25 protein-coding genes and 1 pseudogene are annotated in these 26,373 nt (G+C 73.5%); 13 read left to right on the top strand and 13 right to left on the bottom strand.

What is annotated here, in order from left to right:
• Positions 1 to 24 precede the first annotated feature (24 nt).
• The 4 genes from IG94_RS0107590 to IG94_RS0107575 all read right to left on the bottom strand — a co-directional run bounded on the left by IG94_RS0107590 (position 25) and on the right by IG94_RS0107575 (position 5,423).
• Positions 25 to 2,073: a beta-galactosidase gene (locus IG94_RS0107590; RefSeq protein ID WP_031032784.1), complete on the bottom strand. Its 2,049-nt coding sequence runs from the start codon at positions 2,071 to 2,073 to the stop codon at positions 25 to 27.
• Positions 2,074 to 2,100: 27 nt separating this feature from the next.
• On the bottom strand, positions 2,101 to 3,441 hold the full coding sequence (locus IG94_RS0107585) for an ABC transporter substrate-binding protein (RefSeq protein WP_031032783.1): 1,341 nt from the start codon (positions 3,439 to 3,441) through the stop codon (positions 2,101 to 2,103).
• A gap of 98 nt (positions 3,442 to 3,539) precedes the next feature.
• Positions 3,540 to 4,490, bottom strand: coding sequence for a carbohydrate ABC transporter permease (locus tag IG94_RS0107580; RefSeq protein WP_031032782.1), 951 nt, complete (start codon positions 4,488 to 4,490; stop codon positions 3,540 to 3,542).
• Positions 4,491 to 4,496: 6 nt separating this feature from the next.
• Positions 4,497 to 5,423, bottom strand: a complete 927-nt coding sequence (locus tag IG94_RS0107575) for a carbohydrate ABC transporter permease (RefSeq protein WP_031032781.1) — start codon at positions 5,421 to 5,423, stop codon at positions 4,497 to 4,499.
• A 286-nt stretch (positions 5,424 to 5,709) separates the two neighbouring features.
• On the opposite strand from IG94_RS0107575, the gene IG94_RS0107570 reads away from it, so the two are divergent.
• From IG94_RS0107570 to IG94_RS0107560, 3 genes are all read left to right on the top strand, one after another.
• Positions 5,710 to 6,696: a LacI family DNA-binding transcriptional regulator gene (locus IG94_RS0107570; RefSeq protein WP_031032779.1), complete on the top strand. Its 987-nt coding sequence runs from the start codon at positions 5,710 to 5,712 to the stop codon at positions 6,694 to 6,696.
• 242 nt (positions 6,697 to 6,938) lie between these two features.
• On the top strand, positions 6,939 to 8,741 hold the full coding sequence (locus IG94_RS0107565; RefSeq protein ID WP_031032778.1) for a thiamine pyrophosphate-requiring protein: 1,803 nt from the start codon (positions 6,939 to 6,941) through the stop codon (positions 8,739 to 8,741).
• Positions 8,738 to 9,790, top strand: a complete 1,053-nt coding sequence (locus tag IG94_RS0107560; RefSeq protein WP_031032777.1) for an SDR family oxidoreductase — start codon at positions 8,738 to 8,740, stop codon at positions 9,788 to 9,790. Before IG94_RS0107565 ends, IG94_RS0107560 begins: the two co-directional genes overlap by 4 nt.
• A gap of 53 nt (positions 9,791 to 9,843) precedes the next feature.
• Here IG94_RS0107560 and IG94_RS0107555 read toward each other — a convergent pair whose 3' ends face one another.
• A complete protein-coding gene (locus IG94_RS0107555) occupies positions 9,844 to 10,647 on the bottom strand; it encodes a hypothetical protein (protein WP_031032775.1) in 804 nt (267 codons plus the stop codon).
• Positions 10,648 to 10,778: 131 nt separating this feature from the next.
• Here IG94_RS0107555 and IG94_RS0107550 point away from each other — a divergent pair.
• Positions 10,779 to 11,111: pseudogene (locus tag IG94_RS0107550) on the top strand (enolase C-terminal domain-like protein); the annotation flags it as partial.
• Positions 11,112 to 11,149: 38 nt separating this feature from the next.
• Here the strand turns inward: IG94_RS0107550 and IG94_RS0107545 are convergent.
• Together IG94_RS0107545 and IG94_RS0107540 are read right to left on the bottom strand one after the other, a co-directional pair.
• Complete coding sequence (locus tag IG94_RS0107545; RefSeq protein ID WP_031032771.1) at positions 11,150 to 11,551, bottom strand: hypothetical protein; 402 nt, start codon at positions 11,549 to 11,551, stop codon at positions 11,150 to 11,152.
• A gap of 109 nt (positions 11,552 to 11,660) precedes the next feature.
• A complete protein-coding gene (locus IG94_RS0107540; protein WP_031032769.1) occupies positions 11,661 to 12,323 on the bottom strand; it encodes a GAF and ANTAR domain-containing protein in 663 nt (220 codons plus the stop codon).
• Between the two features lie 130 nt (positions 12,324 to 12,453).
• Between IG94_RS0107540 and IG94_RS0107535 the strand changes: the two genes are divergently transcribed.
• Positions 12,454 to 12,939: a MarR family winged helix-turn-helix transcriptional regulator gene (locus IG94_RS0107535; protein ID WP_031032766.1), complete on the top strand. Its 486-nt coding sequence runs from the start codon at positions 12,454 to 12,456 to the stop codon at positions 12,937 to 12,939.
• Positions 12,936 to 14,699, top strand: coding sequence for an MFS transporter (locus IG94_RS0107530; protein WP_031032764.1), 1,764 nt, complete (start codon positions 12,936 to 12,938; stop codon positions 14,697 to 14,699). Before IG94_RS0107535 ends, IG94_RS0107530 begins: the two co-directional genes overlap by 4 nt.
• A gap of 3 nt (positions 14,700 to 14,702) precedes the next feature.
• On the opposite strand, the gene IG94_RS0107525 is transcribed toward IG94_RS0107530, so the two are convergent.
• Together IG94_RS0107525 and IG94_RS0107520 are read right to left on the bottom strand one after the other, a co-directional pair.
• Positions 14,703 to 15,329, bottom strand: a complete 627-nt coding sequence (locus IG94_RS0107525) for a response regulator (protein WP_031032761.1) — start codon at positions 15,327 to 15,329, stop codon at positions 14,703 to 14,705.
• 14 nt (positions 15,330 to 15,343) lie between these two features.
• Positions 15,344 to 16,552, bottom strand: coding sequence for a sensor histidine kinase (locus IG94_RS0107520; RefSeq protein WP_031032760.1), 1,209 nt, complete (start codon positions 16,550 to 16,552; stop codon positions 15,344 to 15,346).
• A 208-nt stretch (positions 16,553 to 16,760) separates the two neighbouring features.
• Here IG94_RS0107520 and IG94_RS0107515 point away from each other — a divergent pair, with 208 nt between their 5' ends.
• Both IG94_RS0107515 and IG94_RS0107510 read left to right on the top strand, forming a co-directional pair.
• Positions 16,761 to 17,843 (top strand): ABC transporter permease, encoded by a 1,083-nt coding sequence (locus tag IG94_RS0107515; protein WP_031032758.1) that lies wholly within the window; start codon positions 16,761 to 16,763, stop codon positions 17,841 to 17,843.
• The gene (locus IG94_RS0107510) at positions 17,840 to 18,523 is read left to right on the top strand and encodes an ABC transporter ATP-binding protein (protein ID WP_031032756.1); all 684 of its coding nucleotides are present in this window, start codon (positions 17,840 to 17,842) and stop codon (positions 18,521 to 18,523) included. The genes IG94_RS0107515 and IG94_RS0107510 overlap by 4 nt, the downstream gene beginning before the upstream one ends.
• 8 nt (positions 18,524 to 18,531) lie before the next feature.
• Here the strand turns inward: IG94_RS0107510 and IG94_RS0107505 are convergent, their stop codons facing one another.
• Positions 18,532 to 18,969, bottom strand: coding sequence for a cupin domain-containing protein (locus IG94_RS0107505; RefSeq protein ID WP_031032754.1), 438 nt, complete (start codon positions 18,967 to 18,969; stop codon positions 18,532 to 18,534).
• Between the two features lie 99 nt (positions 18,970 to 19,068).
• Here IG94_RS0107505 and nsrR point away from each other — a divergent pair, with 99 nt between their 5' ends.
• Entirely contained in the window at positions 19,069 to 19,515 is a 447-nt protein-coding gene (gene nsrR, locus IG94_RS0107500) for a nitric oxide-sensing transcriptional repressor NsrR (RefSeq protein ID WP_031032749.1), read from the top strand.
• Between the two features lie 81 nt (positions 19,516 to 19,596).
• Positions 19,597 to 20,793, top strand: coding sequence for a globin domain-containing protein (locus tag IG94_RS0107495; protein WP_031032747.1), 1,197 nt, complete (start codon positions 19,597 to 19,599; stop codon positions 20,791 to 20,793).
• A gap of 54 nt (positions 20,794 to 20,847) precedes the next feature.
• Here IG94_RS0107495 and IG94_RS0107490 read toward each other — a convergent pair whose 3' ends face one another.
• Positions 20,848 to 21,198 (bottom strand): hypothetical protein, encoded by a 351-nt coding sequence (locus IG94_RS0107490; protein ID WP_031032746.1) that lies wholly within the window; start codon positions 21,196 to 21,198, stop codon positions 20,848 to 20,850.
• Between the two features lie 169 nt (positions 21,199 to 21,367).
• On the opposite strand from IG94_RS0107490, the gene IG94_RS0107485 reads away from it, so the two are divergent.
• Complete coding sequence (locus IG94_RS0107485; protein ID WP_031032743.1) at positions 21,368 to 22,051, top strand: adenosylcobinamide amidohydrolase; 684 nt, start codon at positions 21,368 to 21,370, stop codon at positions 22,049 to 22,051.
• A gap of 90 nt (positions 22,052 to 22,141) precedes the next feature.
• Here the strand turns inward: IG94_RS0107485 and snpA are convergent, their stop codons facing one another.
• The gene (gene snpA / locus IG94_RS0107480) at positions 22,142 to 22,825 is read right to left on the bottom strand and encodes a snapalysin (RefSeq protein WP_031032742.1); all 684 of its coding nucleotides are present in this window, start codon (positions 22,823 to 22,825) and stop codon (positions 22,142 to 22,144) included.
• A 216-nt stretch (positions 22,826 to 23,041) separates the two neighbouring features.
• Here snpA and IG94_RS0107475 point away from each other — a divergent pair, with 216 nt between their 5' ends.
• Together IG94_RS0107475 and IG94_RS0107470 are read left to right on the top strand one after the other, a co-directional pair.
• On the top strand, positions 23,042 to 24,028 hold the full coding sequence (locus tag IG94_RS0107475; RefSeq protein ID WP_031032738.1) for a LysR family transcriptional regulator: 987 nt from the start codon (positions 23,042 to 23,044) through the stop codon (positions 24,026 to 24,028).
• 96 nt (positions 24,029 to 24,124) lie between these two features.
• Positions 24,125 to 24,898 (top strand): PepSY domain-containing protein, encoded by a 774-nt coding sequence (locus tag IG94_RS0107470; protein ID WP_031032736.1) that lies wholly within the window; start codon positions 24,125 to 24,127, stop codon positions 24,896 to 24,898.
• A 142-nt stretch (positions 24,899 to 25,040) separates the two neighbouring features.
• Here the strand turns inward: IG94_RS0107470 and IG94_RS0107465 are convergent, their stop codons facing one another.
• Positions 25,041 to 26,315: an MFS transporter gene (locus tag IG94_RS0107465; RefSeq protein WP_031032734.1), complete on the bottom strand. Its 1,275-nt coding sequence runs from the start codon at positions 26,313 to 26,315 to the stop codon at positions 25,041 to 25,043.
• Between the last annotated feature and the right edge of the window lie 58 nt (positions 26,316 to 26,373).

The raw sequence follows: 26,373 nt of genomic DNA, 5'->3' as shown, positions 1-26,373 counted from the left end.
CGGGGCGCGGCGGGCCGGTCCGGCTCAGTCGCCCGGAGTGCGCAGGACGGCGACGGCCCGGGGGGCCAGCACCACCTCGTCGCCGTCGCCGCTGCCGTCGCCCAGCAGGACCTCGCCCGCGACGCCGGGGACCGTCACGGTCTCGTCGGTCCGGTTGACCAGGAACAGGAACCGTCCGCCGGGGCCGCGGCGCACGGTGGCCTCCACCGACCCGCGCACCGCGGCGGGCAGCTCGCTGCTCACGCCGGCCGGCTCCAGCAGCCGCGGCAGCAGCGCGGCGAGCCCGTCCGCGCCGAGCCGGGTGGAGACGTAGGAGGCCGAGCCGCCGTCGGTGGAACGCCGGGTGACCGCCGGCCTGCCCGCGTGGATGCCGGTGCGGTAGCGGGCGAGGACCTCGGTCCGCTCCCCGGTCACCTCGATCTGGTCCGTCCACAGCGTGCCCGCGCCCGCGCCGTCCAGTTCCACGCTCTGCCCGGCCGGCAGCGGACCGAACTCCTCCACGCGGATGCCGAGCAGCTCGCGCAGCGCGCCCGGGTGGCCGCCGAGCCAGACGTGGTCGTTCTCGTCGACGACACCGGAGAAGTACGTGGTGACCAGGTGCCCGCCCTGCTCGGCGTACCGGGTGAGGTCCTTGGCCAGCGCGGCCGGGACCATGTGCAGCACGGGCGCGATCAGCACGCGGTGGCGGCTCAGGCCGGCGCCGGTGGGGACGACGTCGGCGCGGATGCCGAGGGAGAGCAGCGCCGAGTACCAGTCGAGCGCCTCCCGGTGGTAGTCGAGCAGGGAGGTGGGGTGCGAGTCCTGCTCGCTCGCCCACCACGACTCCCAGTCGAAGAGGATGCCGACCTCGGCGGGCTCCCGTTCGCTCCCGGCGACCGGCGCGAGCGTCTTCAGGGTGTCGCCGAGGGCGGTGACCGCGCGGAAGACGTCGCTGTCGGGGCCGGCGTGCGGGACCATCGCCGAGTGGTACTTCTCGGCACCGGCCACCGACTGGCGCCACTGGAAGAAGCAGACCGCGTCGGCGCCGTGGGCGACGTGGGTCAGCGAGTCCCGGGCCAGCTCCCCGGGGCGCTTGGCCCGGTTGACGGGCTGCCAGTTCACCGCGCTGGTGGAGTGCTCCATCAGGAACCAGGGCCGGCCGCCCGCGATGCCGCTGGTCAGGTTCGCCGAGAAGGACAGCTCGTCGCGGTCCCGGGGACCGGGCACCACGTAGTGGTCGTTGGCGACGAAGTCGACCTCGCCGGCCCAGTCCGCGTAGTTCATGCCCTTGGTGCCCGGCATCACCATGAAGTTGGTGGTGACGGGCACTCCGGGCGTCAGCTCGCGCAGGATCCCGCGCTCCGCCAGCAGGTGGTCCTTGAGCGCGTCCGAGGAGAAGCGCTTGAAGTCCAGCTGCTGGGTCGGGTTCGGGTGGGAGGCGGCCAGCCGGGGCGGCAGGACCTGCTCCCAGTCGCTGTAGCGCTGCGACCAGAACGCCGTGCCCCAGGCGTGGTTGAGGGCGTCCGTCGTGCCGTAGCGGGAGCGCAGCCAGTCGCGGAAGGCGCGGGCCGCGTCGTCGGAGTAGTCGTAGACGTTGTGGCAGCCCAGCTCGTTGTTGACGTGCCAGGCGACCAGGGCGGGGTGACCCGCGTAGCGGGCGGCCAGCTCCCGGACCAGGCGCAGGGCGTGCTCGCGGAAGACGGGGGAGGTGGGGCGCCAGTGCTGGCGGGCGCCCGGCCACAGGGTCTCGCCCCGGTCGGTGACCGGGAGGATCTCGGGGTGCGCGGTGGTCAGCCAGGGCGGCGGCGAGGCGGTGGCGGTGGCCAGGTCGACGCCGACCCCGTGCGCGTGCAGCAGGTCCATCACCTCGTCGAGCCAGGCGAAGTCCCAGGTGTCGGGGCCGGGCTGGAGGCGGGCCCAGGAGAAGATGCCGAGCGACACGATGTTGACACCCGCCTCGCGCATCAGCCGTACGTCCTCCTCCCACACCTCCCGGGGCCACTGCTCGGGGTTGTAGTCGGCGCCGTAGGCGAGGCGGTGGGTCGGCGCGCCGTCCGGTCCGTGGTGCAGGCGGGACAGGAGGGTGGAGATCATGGCGGTCCTTCCGGTGTGCTGCCCGGGCTACTTCGCGACGGTGAAGCCCTGCTTGTTGCCGTAGTCGACCGAGGCCTGCTGCCAGGACTTCAGGCCCTCGGCCAGCGTGGTGCCGGAGACGTAGGCCTTGCCGACGGTGTCGTTGAAGATCGAGTTCGCGTACACCTGGTAGGGGAGGTACGACCAGTCGTCGGCGACGTTCGCGGCCGACTCGGCGAAGATCTTGTTGGCCTTCTGGCCGCCGAAGTAGTCGAACGCGGTGTCCTGGAAGGCGGTGGACTGCAGGTCGGCGGTGGTGGCGGGGAACGCCCCGTTCTCCAGGCGGGTCGCCACGCCGTCACCGGCGCTCGCGTACTCGACGAAGGCGTAGGCCAGTGCCTCGTTCTTGCCGAGTTCCGGCAGCGCGAGCGCGCTGCCGCCGTTCTCCGCGCTCGACCTGCCGTCCGCGCTCCACTGCGGCAGCGGCGCGACGCGCCAGTCGCCGGCCGCCTCCTTCACGCCCGAGACGAGGTTGGCGGGCATCCAGGCGCCGGTGGCGAGGGTGGCTATGGTGCCGTCGCCGAGGGCCTTGTACCAGTCGTCGGTCCACGGGTTGACGGGCGCGAGGAGCTTCTCGTCGATGAGTTTCTGCCAGGTGTCGGTGTACGTCTTGGCGCCCTCGTCGGAGAAGTCGATCCCCACCTTGGTGCCGTTCACCGTGTACGGGCGCGAACCGGCCTGCCAGAGCAGGCTGGTGGTGACCCCGGCGTCGCCCGTGTCGGCGGTGATGTACGCCTTCGGGTCGGCCTTGTGCAGGTCGCGGGCGGCGTCCAGGTACTCGGCCCACGTGGTGGGCGTCTCGATGCCGTACTTGTCGAAGACCTTCTTGTTGTAGAACAGGGCCATCGGACCCGAGTCCATCGGCAGGGCGTGGACGCGGTTGGTGCCGGCCTGGACACCCTGCCACGGGCCCGGCGAGAACTTGGCGGACAGCTTGCCCGCTCCGAAGTCCTCCAGGTCGGTCAGCTGCTTGGTCAGTGCGTACTGGCCCATCGCGTAGTACTCGATCTGGGCGACGTCCGGGACGCCCTTCTTCGCCGAGATCGCGTTCTGCAGGGCGGTGTACTGGTCGTTGTTGGTGCCCGCGTTGACCAGTTCGACCTCGACCCCGGGATGCTTCTTCTCGAAGTCGGCCGCCACCTGCTTGAGCGTGGGCTCCCAGGCCCACACCGTGAGGGTGCCGCCCTTCTCCAGGGCCGCCCGGATGTCGTCCTGGGACACGGATTTCTGTCCGGACCCGCCGGACTCGTCCCCGCAGGCGGTGACTCCCAGGGCGAGCGCGCAGACGAGTCCGATACCGCGCAGCAGGCGGCGCGAGTGCTTGGGCATGGGCGGGTTTCCACTTCTGACGAGGAGAGGACGAGGAGAGGGACGAGGAGAGAGCGAGGGGCGCGGACGACAGGAGGGCGGGAGGAAGGCGGGCGGGGTCACTCCTTGACGCTTCCGGCGGCGAGTCCGGACCGCCAGTACTTCTGGAGCAGCAGGAAGGCGGCGATCAGCGGCACGATGGTGAGGAGGGACCCCGTGACGACCAGGTTGAAGACGGCCTCGCCGCCCGCGGTCGCGGCCTGGGCGTTCCAGCTGCCGAGGCCGAGGGTCAGCGGATACCAGTCGGGGTCCTTGAGCATGACCAGCGGCAGGAAGTAGTTGTTCCAGGTGGCGACCATGGTGAACAGCAGCACGGTGACGATGCCCGGCGCCAGCAGCGGCAGGGCGACCGTGAAGAAGGTGCGCACCTCGCCCGCGCCGTCGATGCGGGCGGCCTCCATCAGCTCGGCCGGCACCGCCTCGGTCGCGAACACCCACATCAGGTACAGGCCGAACGGCGAGACCAGCGACGGGACGATCACCGCCCAGGGCGTGTTGGTGAGCCCCATCCGGCTGAACATCAGGAAGGTCGGCACCGCGAGTGCCGTCCCCGGCACGGCCACCGCGCCGATCACGACGGCGAAGACGGCCCGCCGGCCCGGGAAGTCGAACTTGGCGAGCGCGTAGCCGCCGAGCACGGCGAGGAAGGTGGCGCCGCCCGCGCCGAGCCCCACGTACAGCACGGTGTTGAGCAGCCAGCGGGTGAAGACGCCGTCGTCGTAGGTGAACGTCCGGCCGATGTTGTCCCACAGCGCGAAGTCGCCGTCGAACCAGAGACCGAAGGAACGGGACAGGCCCTCCTGTGTCTTGGTGGCGCTGAAGGCGAGCCAGACCAGCGGGACCAGGCTGTACAGGAGCACCAGAGAGGTGAGCAGCGTCAGCAGGACGCTGCGCCGGGGCCGGTCGGCCGAGTGGCGGCGCCGCGGGGCGCGCAGCCGGGGCGCGGAGCGCGGGCGGCCGGACGGCACGGCCGCGGAGGGCCCGGAGGCGGTGACGGCGGGAGGGGCCATGGCCGCTCACCCTCCCTTGCGCATGCCGCGCAGCTGGACGACGTAGGCGATGGCCATCGTGATCAGCCCCATGACGATGGCGACCGTCGCGGAGTAGTTGTGCTGCTGTCCGTTGAAGGAGAGCGAGTACGTGTAGAAGTTCGGCGTGTAGTCGGTGGTCACGGCGTTGGGCGCCAGCGGCTGGAGGATGCTGGGTTCGTTGAAGAGCTGGAAGCTGCCGATGACCGAGAAGATGGTGGCGATGACCAGGGCGCCGCGGATGGCCGGCAGCTTGATGGCGGTGATCACGCGGAGCTGCCCGGCGCCGTCGATCTGCGCCGCCTCGTACAGCGAGTGCGGTACGACCCGCAGCGCGGCGTAGAAGATCAGCATGTTGTAGCCGACGAACTCCCAGGTGACGATGTTGCCGATGGAGGCGAGCACCAGGCCGGGGGAGAGCGGGTCGGGCAGGGAGACGCCCAGCGCGTCGTTGACGTCGCCGACCAGGCCGAAGCGGGTGCCGTACATGAAGCCCCACATCAGGGTCGCCACCACGGCGGGCACGGCGTACGGCAGGAAGATCGAGACGCGGAAGAAGTCCCGTCCGTACAGGCGCCCGCTGTCCAGCGCCAGGGCCACGAGGAGCGCGATGCCGAGCATGACCGGGACCTGCACGGCGAGGAAGAGCGAGATGCGGCCCAGTGCGGCCCAGAACCGCTCGTCGCCGAGCGCCTGGCGGTAGTTGTCCAGGCCCACGAAGGTGTTCCCGCCGATGAGCCGGTCGCGGAAGAGGCTCAGGTAGAGGGAGTACCCGATCGGCGCGAGGAACACGAGGGCGAACACGGCGACGAACGGGCCGAGGAACCCCCACCCGGTCCAGGAACGGCGGCTCCGTGCGGCGCGCGGCGGGGCCGGCCGCGGTGCGGCGGCGCCCGGCGACAGCGGCGTGGTCATGTCGTCCTCCGCTCGTCCACCGTCCCGGAGCCACGGGACGTTGGCGTGAACAGACCGCCGACGGGTCGGGTGCCGGGTGTCATGTTTGCGTAAACATTGCGCTGGCGGCATGTTTACACTCCTCCGAGGACGGGGGTCAAGGGCCCCCGGCCCACCGCGGGTTCGGGTTGCGGTGCGAGTGCGGCGGAGAGGTGGCGGACGGCGGGTGGACACGGCTGAGGGGACCGCGGAGCCGCGGGGAGCGGGTGTGCGACGCGGGCGCGGGGGCCGGGTGCCGACGGCGTCCATGGCGGACGTGGCCCGGCTGGCGGGGGTCTCCTCGCAGACCGTCTCCAGGGTCTCCAACGGCTACGCCGGCGTGACCGAGGAGACCCGGCGGCAGGTGCTGGCGGCCATGAAGGAGCTGGGCTACCGGCCCAACAGCGCGGCCCGGGCCCTCAAACGCGGTGAGTTCCGCACCATCGGCGTCATCACCTTCTCGCTGGCGACGACGGGCAACGTGCGCACCCTGGAGGCGATCGCCACCTCCGCCGCGGGGCACGGGTACGCGGTGACGCTGCTGCCGGTCGCCGTTCCCACCCAGGACGAGGTGCGCGGCGCGTTCACGCGGCTCGGGGAACTGGCCGTCGACGCGGTGGTCGTCATCATGGAGGTCCACCTCCTGGACGCGGCGACCCTCACGCTGCCGCCCCACGTGCCGGTCGTCGTGGTCGACTCCGACGCCGGCGACCACTACACGGTCGTCGACACCGACCAGGCCGGCGGCACCCGCGCCGCCGTCCGCCACCTGCTGGACCTCGGGCACGACACCGTCTGGCACCTGGGCGGTCCCGAGGGCTCCTTCGCCGCCCAGCGCCGCGCCGACACCTGGCGGCACACGCTCGCCGAGGCCGGCCGCACGCCGCCACCGCTCGTGCGGGGCGACTGGTCGGCGGAGTCCGGTTACCGGGCCGGTCTCGCACTGGCCGCCCGCCCCGAGTGCACGGCGGTCTTCGCGGCCAACGACCAGATGGCGCTCGGCCTCGTGCGCGCCCTGCACGAACACGGCCGGCGCGTCCCCGCGGACGTCAGCGTGATCGGCTTCGACGACCTCCCCGAGGCCGGGTCGTTCCTCCCTCCGCTGACCACCGTCCACCAGGACTTCGCCGAGGTCGGGCGGCTCTGCGTCGAGGCGGTGCTGCGCAAGATGCGCGAGGGCGGCCCGGAGCGCGGCACCACGCTGGTGCCGACCCGCCTGGTGGCCCGTGCGAGCACGGCGCCGCCGCCCGCGTAGGAGAGCCGCGGCCGATTCCCCTTCGGCGGCGCGGTGCGACGGGCCGGCCCCCTGGCCGGCCGTGCGGTGCCGGGCCGGGGAACGGGCCCCGGTGCCCCGCGCCCGGGCCGGCACACGGGCACGCGAAGGCCGGCACACGGTGCGCAGGCGGTCCGCCTCCGGTTTACGGACGCCCGGGCAGGCAACTCCACAAGCCGACCGACCGACCGACCGACCGACCGCATCCGCCCGGGAGAGCTCTCATGACCCAAGTCGCCGACTATGTGCTCCAGCGCCTGTCCGCGTGGGGCGTGAAGCGTGTGTACGGCTATCCGGGTGACGGCATCAACGGTCTGCTCGGCGCGTTCGACCGTGCCGACGGCGACCCGGAGTTCATCCAGGCACGGCACGAGGAGATGGCCGCGTTCATGGCCTGCGGGCACGCCAAGTTCACCGGTGAGGTGGGCTGCTGCGTCGCCACGTCGGGTCCGGGCGCCGTACACCTGCTCAACGGCCTCTACGACGCCAAGCTCGACCACCAGCCGGTGGTGGCGGTGGTCGGCCAGCAGAAGCGGCTGTCGCTGGGCACCCACTACCAGCAGGAGATCGCGCTGCCCCAGCTGTTCGCGGACGTCTCCGAGTTCTGCGAGACGGTCGTGCACCCCGGTCAGGCCCGGCACGTCATCGACCGCGCCTTCAAGACCGCGCTGACCACCCGGAGCGTCGCCACGATCATCATCCCCAACGACATCCAGGAGGAGGAGGCCCAGCCCTCCCCGCCCAGGGAGCACGGCTCGGTCTTCTCCAGCGTCGGCTGGAGCCGGCCCCGCGTCCTGCCCGACCTCGACGAACTGCGCAAGGCCGCCGACGTCCTCAACGCGGGCGGCAAGGTGGCCATGCTGGTCGGCCAGGGCGCCGCGCAGGCGGAGGCCGAGGTGATGGAGGTCGCCGAACTGCTCGGCGCCGGCGTCGCCAAGGCCCTGCTGGGCCGCGAGGTGCTGCCCGACGACCTGCCGTACGTCACCGGCCCCATCGGTCTGCTGGGCAGCAAGGCCAGCGACAAGATGATCAAGGGCTGCGACACCCTGCTCATGGTCGGCAGCAGCTTCCCGTACGCGGAGTGGCTGCCGGAGGAGGGCCAGGCGCGCGGCGTCGAGATCGACATCGACGGCCGCATGATCGGCATCCGCTACCCCATGGACGCCCATCTCGTCGGCGACTCCAGGGAGACCCTGCGCGCCCTGATCCCGATGCTCGACCGCAAGAAGGACCGCGGCTGGCGGGAGAAGATCGAGAAGGACGTCCGGGAGTGGCACGACCTGTGCGACCGCTGGGCGGGCGAGCACTTCGGCAAGTCGATCAACCCGCAGTCCGTCGCCGCCGAGCTCTCGCCGCGACTGCCCGACGACGTGATCCTCACCGCCGACTCCGGCTCGGGCACCAACTGGTGGGCGCGTCACCTCAAACTCCGCGACGGCATGCGCGCCTCGCTCTCCGGCACGCTCGCCACGATGGGCCCGGGAACGCCGTACGCCATCGCGGCCCGGTTCGCCCACCCGGAGCGGCCGGTGATCGCCTTCGTCGGGGACGGCGCGTTCCAGATGAACGGCATGAACGAGATGATCACCGTCAAGCGCTACCTGGACCGCCTGTCCGGCCAGGCCCCTCTGATCTTCTGCGTCTTCAACAACCAGGACCTCAACCAGGTCACCTGGGAACAGCGCGCCATGGCGGGGGACCCCAAGTACCCCGGCTCCCAGGACATCCCCGACGTGCCCTACGCCGCCTACGCGGAACTGCTCGGTCTGAAGGGCATCGTCTGCGAGGACCCCAAGAAGGTCGGCGCCGCCTGGGACGAGGCGCTCGCCGCCGACCGGCCCGTGGTCCTGGAGTTCAAGGTGGACGCGGAGATCGCGCCGATCCCGCCGCACATCATGAAGGAGCAGGGCAAGAAGGCAGTCAAGGCGGCGCTGCACGACCCGGAGGCCACCGGCATCGCCACCAAGGGCGTACGCCAGAAGCTCACCGAGTACGCCGGGCACCTCCCCGGCCGGGGAAAGAAGTGAGCGGCGCGCGCACCCCGCGGGACGGACGGCGCCACGGCACCGAGGTCGTCGTCGTCACCGGGGCCGGCGGCGGCGTCGGCCGGGCCACCGCGCGGGCCTTCGGCGCCCGCGGCAGCGCCGTCGCCCTGATCGCGCGCGGCGAGTACGCCCTCGCACGCGCGGCCGAGGAGGTCCGCGAGGCCGGCGGGCGGGCGCTGCCGCTGGTCGTGGACGTGGCGGACCCGGACGCCGTCGAGGCGGCCGCCGCCCGGGTCGAGGAGGAACTGGGGCCCATCGACGTATGGGTGAACGCCGCCTTCTCCACCGTCTTCGCCCCCGTCGAGGAGATCCGGCCCGAGGAACTGCGCCGGGCCACCGAGGTGACGTACTTCGGCTTCGTCCACGGCACCCAGGCGGCCCTGCGCCGGATGACCCCGCGCGACCGCGGCGCCATCGTCCAGGTCGGCTCGGCGCTGGCCCGGCGCAGCGTCCCGCTCCAGGCGGTGTACTGCGGGGCCAAGCACGCCATCCAGGGGTTCACCGAGTCGCTACGCTGCGAGCTGCTCCACGACCGCAGCGGCGTGCGGGTGACCATGGTGCAGATGCCCGGCCTCAACACCCCCCAGTTCAGCTGGGTCCTCAGCCGGCTGCCCCGGCATCCGCGCCCGGTGGCCCCGGTGTACCAGCCCGAGGTCGCGGCCGAGGCGGTGCTCCACGCCGCCGACCACCCCGAGCGGCGCGAGTACTGGGTCGGCGGCTCCACCGTCGCCACCCTGCTCGGCCAGATGCTCTTCCCGGGGCTGCTCGACCGCTACCTGGGCCGCACCGGGTACGACGGGCAGCAGACCGGCCGGCCGGTCGACGCGTCGCGGCCGGTCAACCTGTACGAGCCCGCCGACGGCGGCGCTCCGCACGACTACGGCGCGCACGGCGTGTTCGACGACGAGGCGCATCCGCGCAGCGCCCAGTTCTGGCTCTCCCGCCACCGCGGGCCGCTCGCCCTGGCGGGTGCCGCGACCGCGGCGGCGGGCGCGGCCGTGGCCGGCGGACTGCGCCGCCGCTCCGGATGAGCCGACCCGCCCGGACCGGCCCCGGACCGGGCGGCGGGAGGAGCCGGGGAGGGTCAGTCCGGCTCCCGGTCGATGGTGCGGGTCCACCAGTGGTGCTCGCAGAACCAGTGCCCGACCATCGCCCCGCCGAAGACGACGAACCCGACGCCGATCAGCCAGGACTCGACCACGAGCACGATGCCGACGGTGCCGTAACTGATCGCGTTGTCGAGGATGAGCGGCGTGAAGACCAGGTAGGAGAAGCCGCGCAGGCCGATGAGCCCCACCATGGTCGCCAGCGCCCCCGGCAGCAGATCCCGCCAGCGGACCTGACTGCCCAGCAGGAAGTGCTGGCCCCACCAGAAGAACAGGATGCCGGTGGCGGTGGACAGCGCGATCCGCGCCGACCCGTGCAGGGCCGTCCGGGTCTGCACCTCCTGGTAGAGGTACGCGGTCAGCGCGACCACCCAGGTCGCCTGGCGCCAGACGCGGTGCCAGGGGCCGGAGGGCAGCCCCCAGACGCGTTCGTAGCCGTTCTGGACGCTCGCCGCGAAGGACACGCCGAACACGGCGAGCAGCACGCCGCCCCATACGCTGGTCGTGCCGACGACCTTGGTCGGCGGGCTGACGATGTCGGTCAGGACCCGCGCCGAGCGTCCGGACAGGCCCATCCCGTCGGCCAGCCAGGACGCGAACCCGCCGCGTCCCAGCGGATCGGCGGCGGCCACCACGATCAGCAGCGGAGCCAGCGTGACCAGGGCGAGCGTGGCGAAGCCCATGGCGCGGTGCATCAGCTCCAGCTCCCGGCCGCGCGCGACGAGGGCGGACGCGGCCAACCGGTCCCACACACGGTGGAACGGCCGCCACAACCGGTTCACGGGTGCCCCCAGGGCGTCCTTTCGATGGCTCGCGGACGGAAACTGAGTGACCCGGTCCCCGCCCCCACAAACCCCCGCCCACCCGGACGGCCCCCGCCCGGGCCGGGCGGAGCCGGGGGACCGGCCCCGGCGGCCCGGTCGTCGACTGCCTCCAGGCCGACGTCACCCGCTGCGGCGGCATCACCGGCGTGCCGGAGGTCGCCGGTCTGTCGGGCGTCCGGCACCTGGACCTGTCCGCGCACTGCGCGCCCGCCGTCTTCGCCCACGCCTTCTGCGCGGTGCGCCGGCTGCGGCACCTGGAGTACTTCCACGACCACGTGCGCGTCGAGCAGCTGCTGTTCGACGGCACCCTGTCGCCCGAGGACGGAGCCCTGCGCCCCGACACCGGCCGGCCCGGCCCCGGCCTGGAGGTCAGGTGGGCCGACGTGGAGCCGTACCGCGTGCGCGGCACGCGGCCGGCCTGAGCGGGTCCGGCCGGGCCCCCGCCCCGGGCGGGCGCCGGTCAGGGGTCCATGCCCTGCTGCTCCCGCAGGCGCTCGTTGTGCCAGGCGATGGCGGCGCGTATCTGTGGCTCCCGGAGGCCGGTGCGGGAGCCGAGCTGGTCCAGCGAGAGGGCGGGCGGGCCCGTGGTCAGGGCCCGGGTGAGCTTCGCCGCCCACAGCTCCTCGTCCACGAACGGCCGGTCCCCGTACCCCTTCTTGATCACGTCGAAGTGGTCGTCGGAGCACGTGGTGACGAGCCGCAGCCCGTCGAACCACTCGTTGGTGGCGTGCACCGCGGAGGAGTCCGGCACATAGCCGCTCACGGACTCGTCCTCGGGGAAGACCCTGGCGCACAGGTCGCACAGCTCCGTCGGGACCGGCCGCTCGGTCCGGCGGCCCTTCCTGCCCTTGCGCTTCCACATGGCGACTCCCGGGATGCCACACAGCAGTCTCGACGCCGGTGTGCCCGTACCGATCGGCGTCCGGAATGTCGGAGTTACCGGCAGGAGTGGAGGTAAACGCCGGGGGCGGTCAGGGAAGCGCGCCCCGCTCGCAGACCTGCCGGGCGACCTCGCGGAGCTTGACGTTGTTGTCCTGCGAGTACCGGCGCAGCGTGGCGAAGGCCTGCTCCTCGCCGATCCGGTGGCTGCCCATCAGGATGCCCATGGCCTCCCCGATGAGGTGCCGGGTCCCGACGGCCTCCTGCAGCTGGGCGTGCGTGCGGGCGCTGGAGAAGGCGACCGCCGCGTGCGAGGCCAGCAGCCAGCCGGCCGTCTCGTCGGCCTCGCCGAAGGCGCCGGGCCGGTAGGAGTACAGGTTGAGGGCTCCGAGGTCCTCGTCCTCGGTGAACAGCAGGAACCCCATCATGCTGCCGAGGCCCAGCTTGCGGGCCTCGGGGACGTACTTCGGCCAGTGCTCCGCCTCGCCGTGGAAGTCGCGGATGCGGTACTGCCGCTGCCCGTCGGACGTGCGGGCCGCGTTGAAGCAGGGGCCCTCCCCGAGGCGTCCCTGCAGAGCGTCGCTCTCGACCACCACCTGGTCGGTGGGGGCCAGGGACTGCACCCGGTTGTTCCGAAGGATCAGAATGCCGGCGGCGTCGCAGTCCTCGATCAGGTCGGTGGCCGAACCGGTGATCCGCTCCAGCGTGTCCGTCACCGATTCCTGGGCCAGCAGATCCCGTGCCAGTGACGCCATGTGCTCCGCGAACTCGCGCCAGTCCAATGTGGTACCTCCTGTACCTCCTCGCTCTTCGCAGTGTGCCCGTTGAAGCCGAGGCCGAACGGGGAAGGGCGCGTCGGCGCATCTTGTTTCACCGTACACGTAAATGCATAATGCGCTTATGGACAGGGCCCGTGAGCAGGAGACGCCGCCGACCTCCCCGGACGACCTGATCGTCGCCGTCGAGCGGATGGTCCGGTACGTGCGGCAGAGCGCCCGTACCGGCTCCCTGAGTACGGCCGCCTCCTCGGCGCTGGGCAGGCTGGAGCGCGAGGGCCCGCAGCGGCTGACCGAACTGGCCAGGGCCGAGGGCGTCTCCCAGCCGAACATGACCCAGCTCGTCACCCGCCTGGAGCGCGCGGGCCTGGTCCGGCGCACCGCCGACGCCAGGGACGGCCGCGGCGTACTCGTCGCGGTGACCTCCACCGGCCTCGAGGTCGTCGCCCGGCGGCGCGCCGAGCGTGCACGCGCCCTCGAACAGCTCATGGAGGACATGACCGGCCCGGAGCGGCAGGCCACCACCACCGCGCTCCTGGCCCTGGCCAGGGTCGTCGAGAACCGTCAGGAAACCTCGGAGGAACACCGCGCATGAGTGCATCGCCGGCACAGGGCACACCGCAGGGACAGGGCGCAGCGCACGACAGGCCGGGCGGGCCGTTCCGGCAGCCCAAGGCCGTCTGGGCCGTCGCCTTCGCCTGTGTCATCTCGTTCATGGGCATCGGCCTGGTCGACCCGATCCTCCCGGCCCTCGCGGACAGCCTCGACGCCACGCCCAGCCAGGTGTCCCTGCTCTTCAGCAGCTACCTGATCGTCACCGCCGTGGCCATGCTGATCGTCGGCTGGGTCTCCAGCCGCATCGGTGCCAAGCGCACCCTGGTCACCGGCCTCGCGATCATCGTCGTCTTCGCCGCCCTCGCGGGCACCACCGACTCCATCAACGGCATAGTCGGCTTCCGCGCCGGCTGGGGGCTCGGCAACGCCCTGTTCATCGCCACCTCGCTGGCGGTCATCGTGGCCTCCGCGAGCGGCGGCTTCGGCGGCGCGATCATCCTCTACGAGACCGCCCTCGGCCTCGGCATCGCCGTCGGACCCCTGCTCGGCGGCGAACTGGGCGCCATCAGCTGGCGCGGCCCCTTCTTCGGCGTCGCCGTCCTGATGGCGATCGCCCTCGTCGCCACCATCGTGCTCGTGCCCGACCTGCCCAGGCCCAAGCGGGTCACCTCGCCCCTCGCCCCGCTGAAGGCCCTGCGCCACCGCGGCCTGCTCACCATGGGCATCATGGCTCTGCTGTACAACTGGGGCTTCTTCACCATGCTCGGCTACGCCCCGTACCCGATGGAGCTGGACGCCCACGAGCTCGGCCTGGTCTTCACCGCCTGGGGCCTGCTGGTCGCCGCCTTCAGCGTCTTCTTCGCCCCGCGCCTGCAGGCCCGCTACGGCACCGCGCCCGTCCTGTACGCCAACCTGCTCGGCCTCGGCGTCGTGATGGCCGTCATCGCGGCCGGCGTCACCACGCCCACCACGGTGATCGTCGCGGTGATCGTCAGCGGCGCCTTCATCGGCATCAACAACACCCTCACCACCCAGGCCGTCATGCTCGTCTCGCCCGTCGAGCGCCCCGTGGCCTCCTCCGCCTACGGATTCCTGCGCTTCATCGGCGGCGGCCTGGCCCCCTACGTCGCCGGAAAGCTCGCCGACGCCACCGATCTGAGCGTCCCGTTTTACCTGGGCGCCGCCACCTTCCTGCTCGCCATCCCGGTCCTGGCCGGCGGCCACCGGCTGCTGCGCGAGGCCGAGGCGGGCACCGGCGACGCCGAGACCGTGACCCCGTCGCTCACCCCCGTGGCCCCGCACGTCCCGGCCACGGGCGGCGGGCAGCCGGTCGTCGTCGCCGTCGGCGCCCACGACCGGGCGGCCGCCGTCGTCGACAGCGCGGCCCGGCTCGCCCGCGACACCGGCAGCCCGCTCGAGGTCGTCCACGTACGGCAGACCGCCGTCGTCGAGGAACAGGCCGTCGTCACCGAGAGCGACGAGGAGGCCCGACGGGCCGTCACCGCGCACCTCGACCGGCTCCGGGAGGCGGGCGTCGCCGCCACCGGCCAGATCCTCGACGGGGTCGGCGACCACGCCGCCGCGGGCCGCGCCCTGGCCCGGCACGCCACCGAGGTCCGGGCCCGGACGGTCGCGGTCGGGCGGTCCCCGCGCGGCCCGCTGGCCCAGTTCGCCGACGGCAGCTTCACCAGCGCGCTCACCCACGCGGCCGCCTGCACCGTCGTCCTCGTCGACCCCGACGAGGAGCCGCGGGCGCTGACGGCGCGGTCCCTGACGGAACTGCGCGCCGAGGCGCGCTGAGCCTCAGCGCCGGATGAGACCGAGAGCGGTGGCGGCGGCGACCGCGGCGGTGCGGGAGTCCACGTCCAGCTTGGCGTAGACCCGGGCCAGGTGGGACTTGACCGTGCCCTCGGTCAGGTGCAGCCGCTCACCGACGTGCTGGTTGGACAGGCCCTCGGCGACCAGGGAGAGCACCTCCGTCTCGCGGCGGGTCAGCGAGGTGTGCGGCTCGCGCAGGCGGGTCATCAGGCGGTCCGCGACCGTCGGCGCGAGGGCGGTCCGGCCCGCCGCGGCGGTGCGCACCGCCGCCGCGAGCTCCTCCGGCGGGGCGTCCTTGAGGAGGTAGCCCGTGGCACCGGCCTCGATGGCCGGCAGCGTGTCGGCGTCGGTGTCGTACGTGGTGACGATCAGCACGCGCGGTGCCCCGGGCCGCGCGGTGATCGCGGCGGTGGCCCGGGCGCCGTTCATGCCCCTGCCGAACCTCAGGTCCATCAGGACGACGTCGATGTCGCCGAGCCCCGCCCGCTCGACGGCCTCCTCGGCGGTCGCGGCCTCGGCGGCCACGGTGATGCCCTCCTCGGTCTCCAGCACCGCGCGCAGCCCGGCGCGGACCACGGGGTGGTCGTCGGCGAGCAGCAGCCGGATCGGCATCGGGTCGGAATCGGTCACGGCTGGGCCTCGGGTTCGTCGTCGGTGGCGGGCGGCAGCGGGAGCCGCGCGACGAGCGCGGTGCCGCGCCCGGGGGCGGACTCGACGGTGAGCGTGCCGTCCAGGGCGTGCACCCGGGCCCGCATCGCGGCCAGCCCGTAGCCCCCGCCCTCGGGACCGGGCGGGGACACCGCGGCGGGGTCGAACCCCACGCCGTCGTCGGTGACGTCCAGCACGACGGCGTCGCCCTCGTGGCTCAGGGTCACCTCGGCGCGAGCGGCGCGGGCGTGCGCGAGGGTGTTGGCCAGCGCCGACTGGGCGACGCGCAGCAGCGCCACCTCGTGCGCGGTGGACAGGGGGCGGGGCCGCCCGGCGAGACGGAGGCGGACCTCGGTCCCGTGCCGCTCGCCGGTGGCGGCGCACAGCCTCTCCAGCGCGCCGGCGAGGGTCGTCCCGTCCAGCGCCGGCGGGGAGAGGGCGGCGACGAACCGGCGGGCCTCGGCGAGGTTGTCCACGGCGGCCTGCCTGGCCTGCCCCACGTACCCGGCCGCGGGGCCCGGCCGGTCGGGCAGCGCCCGCTCGGCGGCCCGGAGCAGCAACTGGATGCTGGACAGCCCCTGGGCGAGGGTGTCGTGGATTTCCCGGGCCAGTCGCTGGCGCTCCTGGAGCATTCCGGCGGTCCGCTGGGCGTCGGCCAGGTCGGCCCGGGTGGCGGTCAGCTCCTCGATGAGCCGTCGGCGCCGCTCGCTCTCCCGGTACAGCGCCTGGTAGCCCCAGACCACCGCCACGGCGACGGCGGCCCCGAGCGCCGGACCGATCACGACGGCCGCCGTGACCGTTCCCCGGTGGGCGGAGAACGCCGCCACCGCCGCGACCGCCGTCGCGGTCACCGCGACGAGCCCGGCACGGCGGGAGAGCAGATGGAGCTGGACGAAGTACAGCGGGAACGCCAGCCACACGCCCTCCGCGGACAGGGCGAGCAGCACGAGCCACACCGCGCCGACGGCGGCCAGCCACAGCGCGGCACCGCGGCGGGAGGCGCGGACGGCGTCGAGCGCGGGGCCCACCGCGTAGACCGCCCCGACCGCCACGGCCGCGGCGCACACCGCGGCCGCGTGCGGCCGGCCGTCCGGTACCGCCCGCACCGCGGCCAGGACGAGCAGACCGGCCACGAGCAGGTGCAGGCACCAGTTGAGGGCCCGGGTGGTGGGAGTCGGAGCGTTCACGATCGTCCCAGCCTACGGACCGCGCCGGGCCCGGGCATCTGTCGAAAGGTGCAAGCCGGCCCGCACCGTCCGGCCCGCGAAGTGCCCGCCCCGGAGCGATGCCGGCGCCGCCTCCGGACGGCGAGGCTGGGGGACGCGGCGCACCGCCGCGATCACCGGTGCCGTGCCGCGGCACCCTCCCACCGCTGTCGAAAGGCCGGGCGAAGACGTGTTTGTCGCCTTGAGAGACCTGACGTTCGCCAAGGGGCGGTTCGCCCTGATGGGCGGCGTCGTCGTACTGATCACCCTGCTGGTCGGGCTGTTGTCCGGGCTGACGGCGGGCCTGGCCCGGGAGAACGTCTCCGCCGTCACCGCCCTGCCGGCCGACCGGATCGCCTTCGCCGCGCCGGGCGCCGGCCAGGACCCGTCGTACGCGGACTCCACCGTCACCGAGGCCCAGTGGACCCGGTGGGCCGAGGCGCCCGGCGTCCGCCGGGCCGAACCCCTGGGCATCACCACCACGAGGGCGGGCGCGGGCGACGGGAGCACCGGGGTGACCGTGTTCGGCGTCCGGCCCGGCTCGCACCTGGCTCCGGACGGCGCCCCGGTCGACGACCGTACGGTGGCGGTGCCGCCCTCCGTGGCCGACGTGCTCGGCGTGCGCGCGGGCGACACCCTCACGCTGGCCGGCCGGTCGCTCACCGTCGCCGCCACCGGCCACGACGTCTCCTTCAGCCACACGCCCGTGGTGTGGACGAGCCTGCGCACCTGGCAGGCCGTCGCCCCGCCGGCCGCCGACGGGCCCGCGGCGACGGTGATCGCCCTGGACACCGGCTCCCGGGCCGACCTCGCGGCGACCGACCGGGCGGCGGGCACCGAGACCGTGACGAAGGGCGAGTCGCTCTCCGCGATCGGCTCCTACAGCTCCGAGAACGGCTCGCTGCAGCTGATGCGCGGCTTCCTGTTCGCCATCTCCGCCCTGGTCGTCGGCGCCTTCTTCACCGTGTGGACCATCCAGCGCGGCGGTGACATCGCCGTGCTCAAGGCGCTGGGCGCCACCACCGCCGCACTGCTGCGGGACGCGCTCGGCCAGGCCGCGGTGCTGCTGGTCGGCGGCACCCTCGTCGGCACCGCAGCGGCCGCCGCGATCGGCGCCGCCGTCTCCGGTTCCGCCGTCCCCTTCGACCTGTCCCCGGCCACCGTCCTGGTCCCGGCCGCCGTGCTGGTGCTCCTCGGCGGCCTCGGGGCGGGCCTCGCCGTCCGCCGCATCACCTCCGTGGACCCGCTGACCGCCCTGGGGAGCGCCCGATGAGCCTGATCCTGACCGACGTCACCCTGACCCACCCCGACGGGGACGGCCGCCTCACCGCCCTCGACCGCGTCACCCTGGAGGTGCCCGGAGGCGGTCTGACCGCCGTGGTCGGTCCCTCCGGCTCGGGCAAGTCCAGCCTGCTGGCCGTCGCCGCCACGCTGATCACCCCCGACTCGGGCACCGTCGCCGTCGACGGCACCGACACCACCGGGCTGAGCCGGGGCGAGCTGGCCGGCCTGCGCCGGCACCGGATCGGCATCGTCTTCCAGCAGCCCAACCTGCTGCCGTCGCTCACCGCCGCCGAGCAGCTCCAGGTGATGGCCCGTCTCGACGGACGCAGGCCGCGCTCCGCCCGCGGCCGGGCCCTCGAACTCCTCGACGCCGTCGGCCTCGCGGACCACGCCGGCCGGCGGCCCCATCAGCTCTCCGGGGGCCAGCGCCAGCGGGTCAACATCGCCCGTGCCCTCATGAACGACCCGGGTGTGCTGCTCGTCGACGAACCCACCAGCGCCCTCGACCACGAGCGGGGCGCCGCCGTCGTCGACCTGATCACCCGCCTCACCCGGGAACGGGGCACCGCCACGGTGCTGGTGACCCACGACCGCGCGCAGCTGGCCGCGGCCGACCGGGTCGCGCGGCTGCACGACGGCCGGCTGAGCCCGCCCGCTCCGGCCGGCTGACCGCTGGCTCAGCCGCCGCCGTCCGGCGCCGGGAGCAGCCGGTCGGCCGCGCCCGGCGGCTGGACGCGCATACCCGGACGCCGCCGGTGCACGGTCAGGTACGTCACCCCGTCCGGACCGGCGACGACGGACCGGGCCGAGCCGTGCGGCAGCCACGCCAGCAGGCCCGCCCGCAGGGCCCGTTCCCCGTCGGCGCAGACCAGCGCCGCGGTGCCGTCCAGGACGTGCAGCAGTACGTCCAGGTCCGGTTCCGTGTGCGTGTCCACCCGTCCCGACGGCGGGATGCGGACGACGTTGGCGTCGAGCTGGCGCCCGGGCTCCGCGAGCCGCCACCGGGCGCCGCTCGTGTCCTCGCCGTCCGCCGGCCGCAGCCCGTCGGTGTCGCACAGAATCCGGGGGAGGGGAGGGCCCGGGTCCGCGGGCGCACCGCCGTCCTGCGCGGTCATCGGCAGTCACCACCCGTCCGGCGTCCGGTGACGCATTCCACAAGGTCATCTCCGAGAGCAAACACGAATCCATTATGCGTATTTGATAGCGTCACGGCCGTGCGGCTGACGAAGTTCACCGACCTGGCGCTGCGTTCCGTGATGCGCCTGGCGGTCGTGAAAGACGGTGACGATCCCCTGACCACCCGCGAGGTGGCCGAGGCCGTCGGAGTGCCGTACACCCACGCCGCCAAGGCCATCACCCGCCTGCAGCACCTCGGGATCGTCGAGGCGCGGCGCGGGCGCGGCGGCGGGCTGACGCTGACCGGACCGGGGCACCGCGCCTCGGTGGGCCGGCTGGTGCGCGACCTGGAGGGCGAGGGCGAGGTGGTCGACTGTGAGGGCGGCTCGCCGTGCCCGCTGCGCGGCGCCTGCCGTCTCCGCGGCGCCCTGCGCGAGGCCCAGGAGGCGTTCTACGCCGCGCTCGACCCGCTGACCGTCGCCGACCTGGTGGCCTCGCCGACCGGACCGGTCCTGATCGGACTGTCGAACCGCCCTCCGGGCTGACCGGGGGGCGACAGGAGGTGGCCCCCGAGCCGTCTCTTGTGACTCAAAACACGAATCTGAAATGCCAATTAAGGAGTCGCTGTGCTCTCCGAACAGTCCGTCCCCGTAGTCCGGGCCACCCTTCCCGCCGTGGGGGCGTCCATCGGTGACATCACCCGGCTCTTCTACCGGAAGCTGTTCGACGCCCACCCGGAGCTGCTGCGGGACCTGTTCAACCGAGGGAACCAGGCCAACGGGGAGCAGCAGCGGGCCCTGGCCGGCTCCATCGCCGCGTTCGCCGGCCTGCTCCTGGAACACCCCGACGCCCGGCCGGACGTGATGCTCTCCAGAATCGCCCACAAGCACGCCTCCCTCGGTGTCACCTCCGACCAGTACAAGATCGTCCACCGCCACCTGTTCGCCGCGATCGCGGAGGTGCTCGGCGACGCGGTCACCCCCGAGGTCGCCGCGGCCTGGGACGAGGTCTACTGGCTGATGGCCAACGCCCTCATGGCCGTCGAGGCCCGCCTCTACGCGCAGACGGGCGTCGCGGAGGGCGACGTCTGGCGCCGCATGGAGGTCGTCGAACGGCGCGAGGAGAGCGCAGACGCCGTCTCCCTCGTACTGCGCCCGGCCGACGAACACCCCGTGGCACCCTTCCGGCCGGGGCAGTACATCAGCGTCCGCGTCGAACTGCCCGACGGTGCCCGGCAGATCCGCCAGTACAGCCTCTCCGCCGCGCCCGGCCGCTCCGCCCTGCGCGTCACCGTCAAGCGCGTGCGGGCCGACGGCGCTCCCGACGGCGAGGTCTCCTCGTGGCTGCACGCGCGGGCGCACGAGGGCGACGTGCTCACCGTGTCCGCGCCCTTCGGCGACCTGGCCCTGGCCGAGCAGGACGGCCCGCTGCTGCTGGCCTCCGCCGGCATCGGCGTCACCCCGATGCTGGCGATGCTCGACCACCTGGTCGCGGCCGGCGCCACCCGCCCGGTCACCGTCGTGCACGCCGACCGCCGCCCCGCCGACCACGCCCACCGGCAGGAGCAGCGCGACCTGATACGCGCGCTGCCCGACGCGCGTCTCCACCTCTGGTACGAGGAGCCGGGAGAGGGGGCGCCGGACGCGTCGGCCGGCCGCGCCGACCTCACCGGCCTGGACCTGCCCGAGAACCTCACGGTCTACCTGTGCGGCCCGGTTCCCTTCATGCGCGCCGTCCGCGGCGACCTGCTGCGCCGCGGCGTCCGCGCCGAGGCCGTCCACTACGAGGTCTTCGGCCCCGACCTCTGGCTCGGACAGCGGTAGCGGCCCGGCACCCGCCTCCGGGCCTCCGGGAACGCCCCCTGCCTCCCGGTGCGGTCAGGCCACCGCGGTGCAGGCGGTGCTGATGGCGGTGTCGACGCGGGCGTGTACGACCAGCCGGGGACCGCAGCTGTCGGCGTTGTTCTCCAGGAGCCGCCGCACCGGCGCGCTGTGGGCGACGACGGACAGCAGGAGGTCGAGCCGCCCGCACCACTGGTGGGCCCGGAGCACGGCGCTGACCGCGGCGGGCCCGGCGGCCCCGTCGGCCAGCACGATGACGACGGGGGCCGGCTGGTGCGCGTCGACCAGATTGGTGAGGTGCGTGGTCAGCGCGGCCCGCCCGTCGACTCCCGGGTCCCGGTCCACCGTGATGACCAGGACCCCGTGCTCCAGAGTGTGGGACAGCATTGCGGCCTCCGATCCGTCGCCTGGTGGCGAAGTTGTGTTCAGTGAAGGTGCCCCGGCCGGGGTCCGCAACGCGCCCGCGTCCGCCCCGGGGGTGCCCCCGCCCGCGGCACCGGCCGTGCGTACCATCGTCCACTCCGCCGACCTGCGCCGATCACCACTGGAGTCCCGTGTGCCCGCCGTCCTGCCGCCGCCCCGGACCGGGCCCGGACTTCCGCATCCGGAGCGCCTGGCACGGACGGAGGACGGCGAGCGGCTGCACGCCCTGCTGTGGCGCCCGGGACCGGGCTGGCGCATGGTCAGCAGCGCCGTGCTGGGCGGCGGACTCGGCGAACGCGCGTGGGTGCTCAACGCCCAGGTCGCGCACGGCTACCGGCGCACCGACCCGGCACGGCACCTGGCCGGCCTGGCCCGCGCGGCCGGCGCCCGCGGTCCGGGCGTGGGCCTGCTGACGGCCGCCGACGTGTCCGCCTTCGGACGGGCGCGGGACCAGGGGGCCGAAGCCGTGGTGACCGCCGGCGTCTCCGTACGCGGCTGGGCGGCCGAGCCCGGCGCGGGGGCCGCCGGCCAGGCCCCGCCGGGAACGATCAACATCGTGGCCGCGCTGCCCGTCGCGCTGACCGACGCGGCCCTCGTCAACGCGGTGATGACGGTGACCGAGGCCAAGGTCCAGGCGCTCCTCGACGCCGGACTCGACTGTTCCGGCACCCCGACCGACGCCGTGTGCGTCGCCGCCCGCACCCCGGGCGACGGCACCGGCGCGCACTCCTTCGCGGGCCCCCGCTCCGAGTGGGGCGCCCGGCTCGCCCGGGCCGTCCACCGCGCCGTGCTGGCCGCCCTGCCCGGCGCCGGCTGAGACCGCGGCCACCGCGCCCGCACCGGAGTGCGCACAGGCGAGCGGGGGCGGCCCGGACCGGACCGCCCCCGCCGCCGTACCGTCAGACGCTCAGCGTCGGTCCGCCTTCTCCAGCGCCTTGTCGAGGGCGGCCTGGAAGCCGTTCGCCCACAGCTGGTTGACCCGGCTGCGCTCGGTGGCGTCCGGGTAGGCGTTGGTGCAGGACGGGCCGGGGCCGCCGCCCGACATCAGCTCGCTGCACGGGCCGGAGTAGTGGTCGGGCAGACCGAGCACGTGCCCGGTCTCGTGGGTGGTGACCCGGGTGGAGTCGTACTGCTGGTTCTGCTGGTAGTCGAGGAAGACGTAGCCGCTTCCGTGCCCGTCCGTCGAGGCGTACGAGCCTCGCGGGTCGTTGCCCTCGCGGTACGAGAAGTCCGCGCCGGAACTTCTCTCCGCGAGCCGCACGTTGGCCACCGAGCTGTTCCAGATCTGGGTGGAACTGGCTATCTGGGAGCGGAAGCTGGGCGCGTTCGCGGCGCTGTAGTAGACGGTCACGGCCGCCGCCGACGTCGGGTTCGCCGCGCGCTTCTCGGCGACGGACTTGATGACCGCCTCGAAGAACGCCCGGTTGGCGGCCGCGTCCTCGCCCGAGCCGGCCGCGGGCTCGTAACCCACGTGCGCGGCCCGGTCGGTGGCCTGGGGCGCGGCGGCCGTCGTGGCGGGGGCGGCGCCGAGTACGGCGGCCGTCAGGCCGAGGCCGACCGCGGTGGACAGCAGGGGCAGGCTGATGCGCATCGATGACTCCTTGTGTGGGGGAGTGGGGAGAAGTCGTCACCGGTGAGTGTGGTCCGCCCATGAGCCCGCTGTGATGATGGCAACAGGCGATAGGACCGGGCTATCACCCATCGCCCCGACGGCCCGGCGCCGCTTCGACCGGAGTGCAGAACTCGCCCTGTTCCGCCTGGTTTTGTTCATCTGGCGCAACCAGGTGTTCGGTCATACGCTCCCCGCATGGAGCTCGAGGTGAGGCATCTACGCGCGCTGTGCGCCATCGCCGACGCCGGCAGCCTGCACCGGGCGGCACGCCAACTGGGCGTGGCGCAGCCTACGTTGAGCACTCAGTTGAGCCGCATCGAACAGGCTCTGGGCGGCGCCCTGTTCGTCCGCGAACGCACCGGCTGCCGGCCCACCCCGCTCGGCCGGACCGTCCTCGGCCGGGCCCGTCCGCTGCTGGCCGACATGAGCACCCTGGTCCTCGAGGCCCGCGCCGCCGCCGCGGGCGGCGACAGCAGGCTGCGCGTGGGTTCGACGGCCAGCCGCGCGCTGGCCGGCTGGCTGCGCCGGCTCAGACGGCCGGGCCTGGAACCGACCCTGCAGATGGACGTCTCCGCCAACGCGCTGCTGCGCCGGGTCGCCGAGGGCCAGCTGGACGTCGCCTTCGTGCACGAGGTCGAGGGCAGCGCGCTGCACGTCCCCGAGGGCCTGCGGCTGCGGGTCCTGCTGGAGCGCGAGCCGCAGTTCGTGATGCTGCCGGCCGACCACCCCGCGGCCGGCCGGCCCGTCGTCCGGCTCGCGGACCTCGCCGACGACCGCTGGATGATCGACCCCACCGTCGACGGCGAGTGGGACGGCGTCCACCGCATGCTGCGGGCCGTCGGCCTCAACCCGCGCGTCCTGCACGGCGACTACCACACCGCCGCGTCCCTCGTCGCCACCGGCGAGGTGGTGACCGTCTGCCAGCCGAGCTCCCAGTCGCGCCCCGACCTGGCGGTCCGGCGCCTGTACGGCGATCCGCTCGGCGTACGCCTGCTGCTCGCCGCCCGCACCCTGTCCGGACTGGACGCCGTCTTCCCGGCCCTCGAGGAGGCGTACTGGGAGGTGGCACGCCAGTCCACCGCGTACCGGGAGTGGCTGGAGGGCGCCGGGATCCGGGCCCTGCCCCGATGCCCGGTGACGGCGCCCGCGGCCGGGCGCGTGAAGTTCGTACCGGCCCGCTGACCGGCTCCGGACCGGCCCTCCCGACACCCCGGCCATTGGGGTGATTTTCGTACTTAGTCGGTGTGTCTGCGTGAGGGAACGGTTACGGACAGCATCATGAGCTCTGCACGACGACTCCCCCTGCGTTCGCTGGCCGTGGCCGGTGCCCTGGGCACCTCCGTCCTGCTGCTGACGGCCTGCACGAACGCCGATACCACCCGTTCCAGTGTGGCGGAGGCGGCCCAGACCGAGTCCCCCTCCGCGTCCGCCACCGATTCCCAGTCCGCGTCCCCCTCCGACTCCTCCGGCTCTCCGTCGGCCTCGATGAACGAGGACAAGACTGAGCGCAAGGACCTCGTCTCGGCGACCAAGGTCACCTGGGACAAGGCGGCCGACACCGCCGTCAAGGAAGTCCCCGAGGGCAAGCTCGTGGACCTCGAACTCAAGCGCACGGACGCCGACGCCTCCGCGTCGCCGAGCGGTTCGGCGACCGGCTCGGCGAGCCCCAGCACACCGAACCCGGCACCCAGCCAGGGCGCTCCGGAGTGGGAGGCCAAGGTCGCCCAGTCCGACGGGACCCTGCACCGGATCGACATCGACGCGGTGACCGGCAAGGTCTTCCGCAGCCAGGTCGACCCGGAGCAGAAGGCCGACGACAAGACCCAGGTGTCCGAGTGGCTGGACCAGGCCAAGCAGACGCCTGAGCAGGCCGTGAAGGCCGCCACCGACAAGGCCAAGGGCACTGTCACCCACGTGGAACTCGGCGACAACGACGACCAGAAGGCCGTCTGGGGCGTCGACGTGGTCGACAAGGAGAACTGGAACAAGACCACCGTCGACGTCGACGCGGCGAACGGCAAGGTCCTGAGCCAGGAGGTCGACAAGGACTGAGTCACCGGACCCGTACACACCGACGGGAGCAGCGGCCCCACCGGGCTCCGCTGCTCCCGCTCTTCGTTTCCGGCACCTCGCCGGGCCGCACCGTGCCGGGCCGTGCCGCTGTCCGGCGCCGTGGCGTGGGGCCGTACCGGCGTCAGGCCGTACTGGCGTCGGGCCGCCGTGCGGGCGGAGCCGCGGCCCCGGCCGGTTCGCCGCCGCCCCGCGGCAGGGTCAGTACGGCCAGGAAGCCGAGGACCGCCACCGCCGCGAAGAAGTAGAAGCCCCACGGGTGGCCGACCCCCGAGGCGACCAGCGCGCCGGTGATGGACGGGCCGACGATCGAGCCGATGCGCCCGATCCCCGACGCCGAGCCGAGCGCGGTGCTCCGCACGGACGCCGGGTAGTAGTGCGTCACGTACGCGTAGACGAGCACCATCGCCGAGAAGACGAACACGCCGGTGAAGAAGACGACGGTGTTGAGCAGCAGGTCGCTCTCCATCCTGATGCTCAGGCACGCCAGCATGGCCACCGAGGCGGCGAACCAGGCCATCGTGGTGCCCTTGATGCCCCGCCGGTCGGCGACGAACCCGCCGACGACCAGACCGACGACGCCGCCGATGTTGAGCACGAGGAGCTGGGTGACGGCTGTCGGCACGGGGTAGCCGGCGTCGTTCATCAGCTTCGGCAGCCAGGTGTTGAGGCCGTAGACCAGCAGGAGGCCCATGAACGACGCGACCCAGATGCCGACGCCCGCGCGCAGGTACGCCGGCCTGAGCAGCTCGGTGAACGGCAGCCGCTGCGCCCCGTCCTGCCCGGCCCGCACGAAGGCCTGCGACTCCGGCAGCTTGAACCACTGGACCGCGGCGATCACGAGCCCGACGACGCCGAGCAGATAGAAGAGGATCTCCCAGTCGTCGGTCACCCGCAGGGCGAGCAGCGAGGTGATCACCGCACCGGTGTGGTAGCCGGTCATGGTGAGCGTGCTGGCCCGGGCCCGCCGGCCGGCCGGCATGTGCTCGGCCATCATCGTGAGCGAGACCGGCATGCAGGCGCCCAGCCCCAGGCCGGCGAGCAGGCGCAGCGCGGCGAACACGGCGACGGAGTTCGCCAACGGCACCACGAGGGTGAGGACCGAGAACAGCACGACCGAGCCGATGAGCAGGCGGCGCCGGCCCAGCCGGTCGGCCAGCGGGCCGACGCAGACCGCGCCGATGGCGACGCCGACGAGCGAGAGCGTCGCGATGGTGGTCGCGTCGCCCGTGGTCATGCCGAGGTGGTGGGTCTTGAGCAGGGTGGGGATGATGGCGCCGAGGACGACGAGGTCGTAGCCCTCCAGCAGGACGGTGATCCAGCACAGGACCACCGTCCACGTGCCGCTGCCGGCGCCGCCGGCCTGCCCGGACGTGCCGGGCGTGGTGGTGGAAGCCATGATGACTCTCCCCCGGGGACGGGTGTGGGTGGGAGCGGAGCGGGACCGGCCGGGGCGG

This window comes from Streptomyces olivaceus, assembly GCF_000721235.1.
GTDB classification, from domain to species: domain Bacteria; phylum Actinomycetota; class Actinomycetes; order Streptomycetales; family Streptomycetaceae; genus Streptomyces; species Streptomyces olivaceus.
This window is presented reverse-complemented; position numbering and strand designations above follow the sequence as displayed.

Coding starts and splice junctions, on each gene's coding strand:
- IG94_RS0107590 (WP_031032784.1), bottom strand. CDS start 2,073: ATGATCTCCACCCTCCTGTCCCGCCTGCACCACGGACCGGACGGCGCG.
- IG94_RS0107585 (WP_031032783.1), bottom strand. CDS start 3,441: ATGCCCAAGCACTCGCGCCGCCTGCTGCGCGGTATCGGACTCGTCTGC.
- IG94_RS0107580 (WP_031032782.1), bottom strand. CDS start 4,490: ATGGCCCCTCCCGCCGTCACCGCCTCCGGGCCCTCCGCGGCCGTGCCG.
- IG94_RS0107575 (WP_031032781.1), bottom strand. CDS start 5,423: ATGACCACGCCGCTGTCGCCGGGCGCCGCCGCACCGCGGCCGGCCCCG.
- IG94_RS0107570 (WP_031032779.1), top strand. CDS start 5,710: ATGGCGGACGTGGCCCGGCTGGCGGGGGTCTCCTCGCAGACCGTCTCC.
- IG94_RS0107565 (WP_031032778.1), top strand. CDS start 6,939: ATGACCCAAGTCGCCGACTATGTGCTCCAGCGCCTGTCCGCGTGGGGC.
- IG94_RS0107545 (WP_031032771.1), bottom strand. CDS start 11,551: ATGTGGAAGCGCAAGGGCAGGAAGGGCCGCCGGACCGAGCGGCCGGTC.
- IG94_RS0107540 (WP_031032769.1), bottom strand. CDS start 12,323: ATGGCGTCACTGGCACGGGATCTGCTGGCCCAGGAATCGGTGACGGAC.
- IG94_RS0107535 (WP_031032766.1), top strand. CDS start 12,454: ATGCATAATGCGCTTATGGACAGGGCCCGTGAGCAGGAGACGCCGCCG.
- IG94_RS0107530 (WP_031032764.1), top strand. CDS start 12,936: ATGAGTGCATCGCCGGCACAGGGCACACCGCAGGGACAGGGCGCAGCG.
- IG94_RS0107525 (WP_031032761.1), bottom strand. CDS start 15,329: ATGCCGATCCGGCTGCTGCTCGCCGACGACCACCCCGTGGTCCGCGCC.
- IG94_RS0107510 (WP_031032756.1), top strand. CDS start 17,840: ATGAGCCTGATCCTGACCGACGTCACCCTGACCCACCCCGACGGGGAC.
- IG94_RS0107505 (WP_031032754.1), bottom strand. CDS start 18,969: ATGACCGCGCAGGACGGCGGTGCGCCCGCGGACCCGGGCCCTCCCCTC.
- IG94_RS0107490 (WP_031032746.1), bottom strand. CDS start 21,198: ATGCTGTCCCACACTCTGGAGCACGGGGTCCTGGTCATCACGGTGGAC.
- snpA (WP_031032742.1), bottom strand. CDS start 22,825: ATGCGCATCAGCCTGCCCCTGCTGTCCACCGCGGTCGGCCTCGGCCTG.
- IG94_RS0107475 (WP_031032738.1), top strand. CDS start 23,042: ATGGAGCTCGAGGTGAGGCATCTACGCGCGCTGTGCGCCATCGCCGAC.
- IG94_RS0107470 (WP_031032736.1), top strand. CDS start 24,125: ATGAGCTCTGCACGACGACTCCCCCTGCGTTCGCTGGCCGTGGCCGGT.
- IG94_RS0107465 (WP_031032734.1), bottom strand. CDS start 26,315: ATGGCTTCCACCACCACGCCCGGCACGTCCGGGCAGGCCGGCGGCGCC.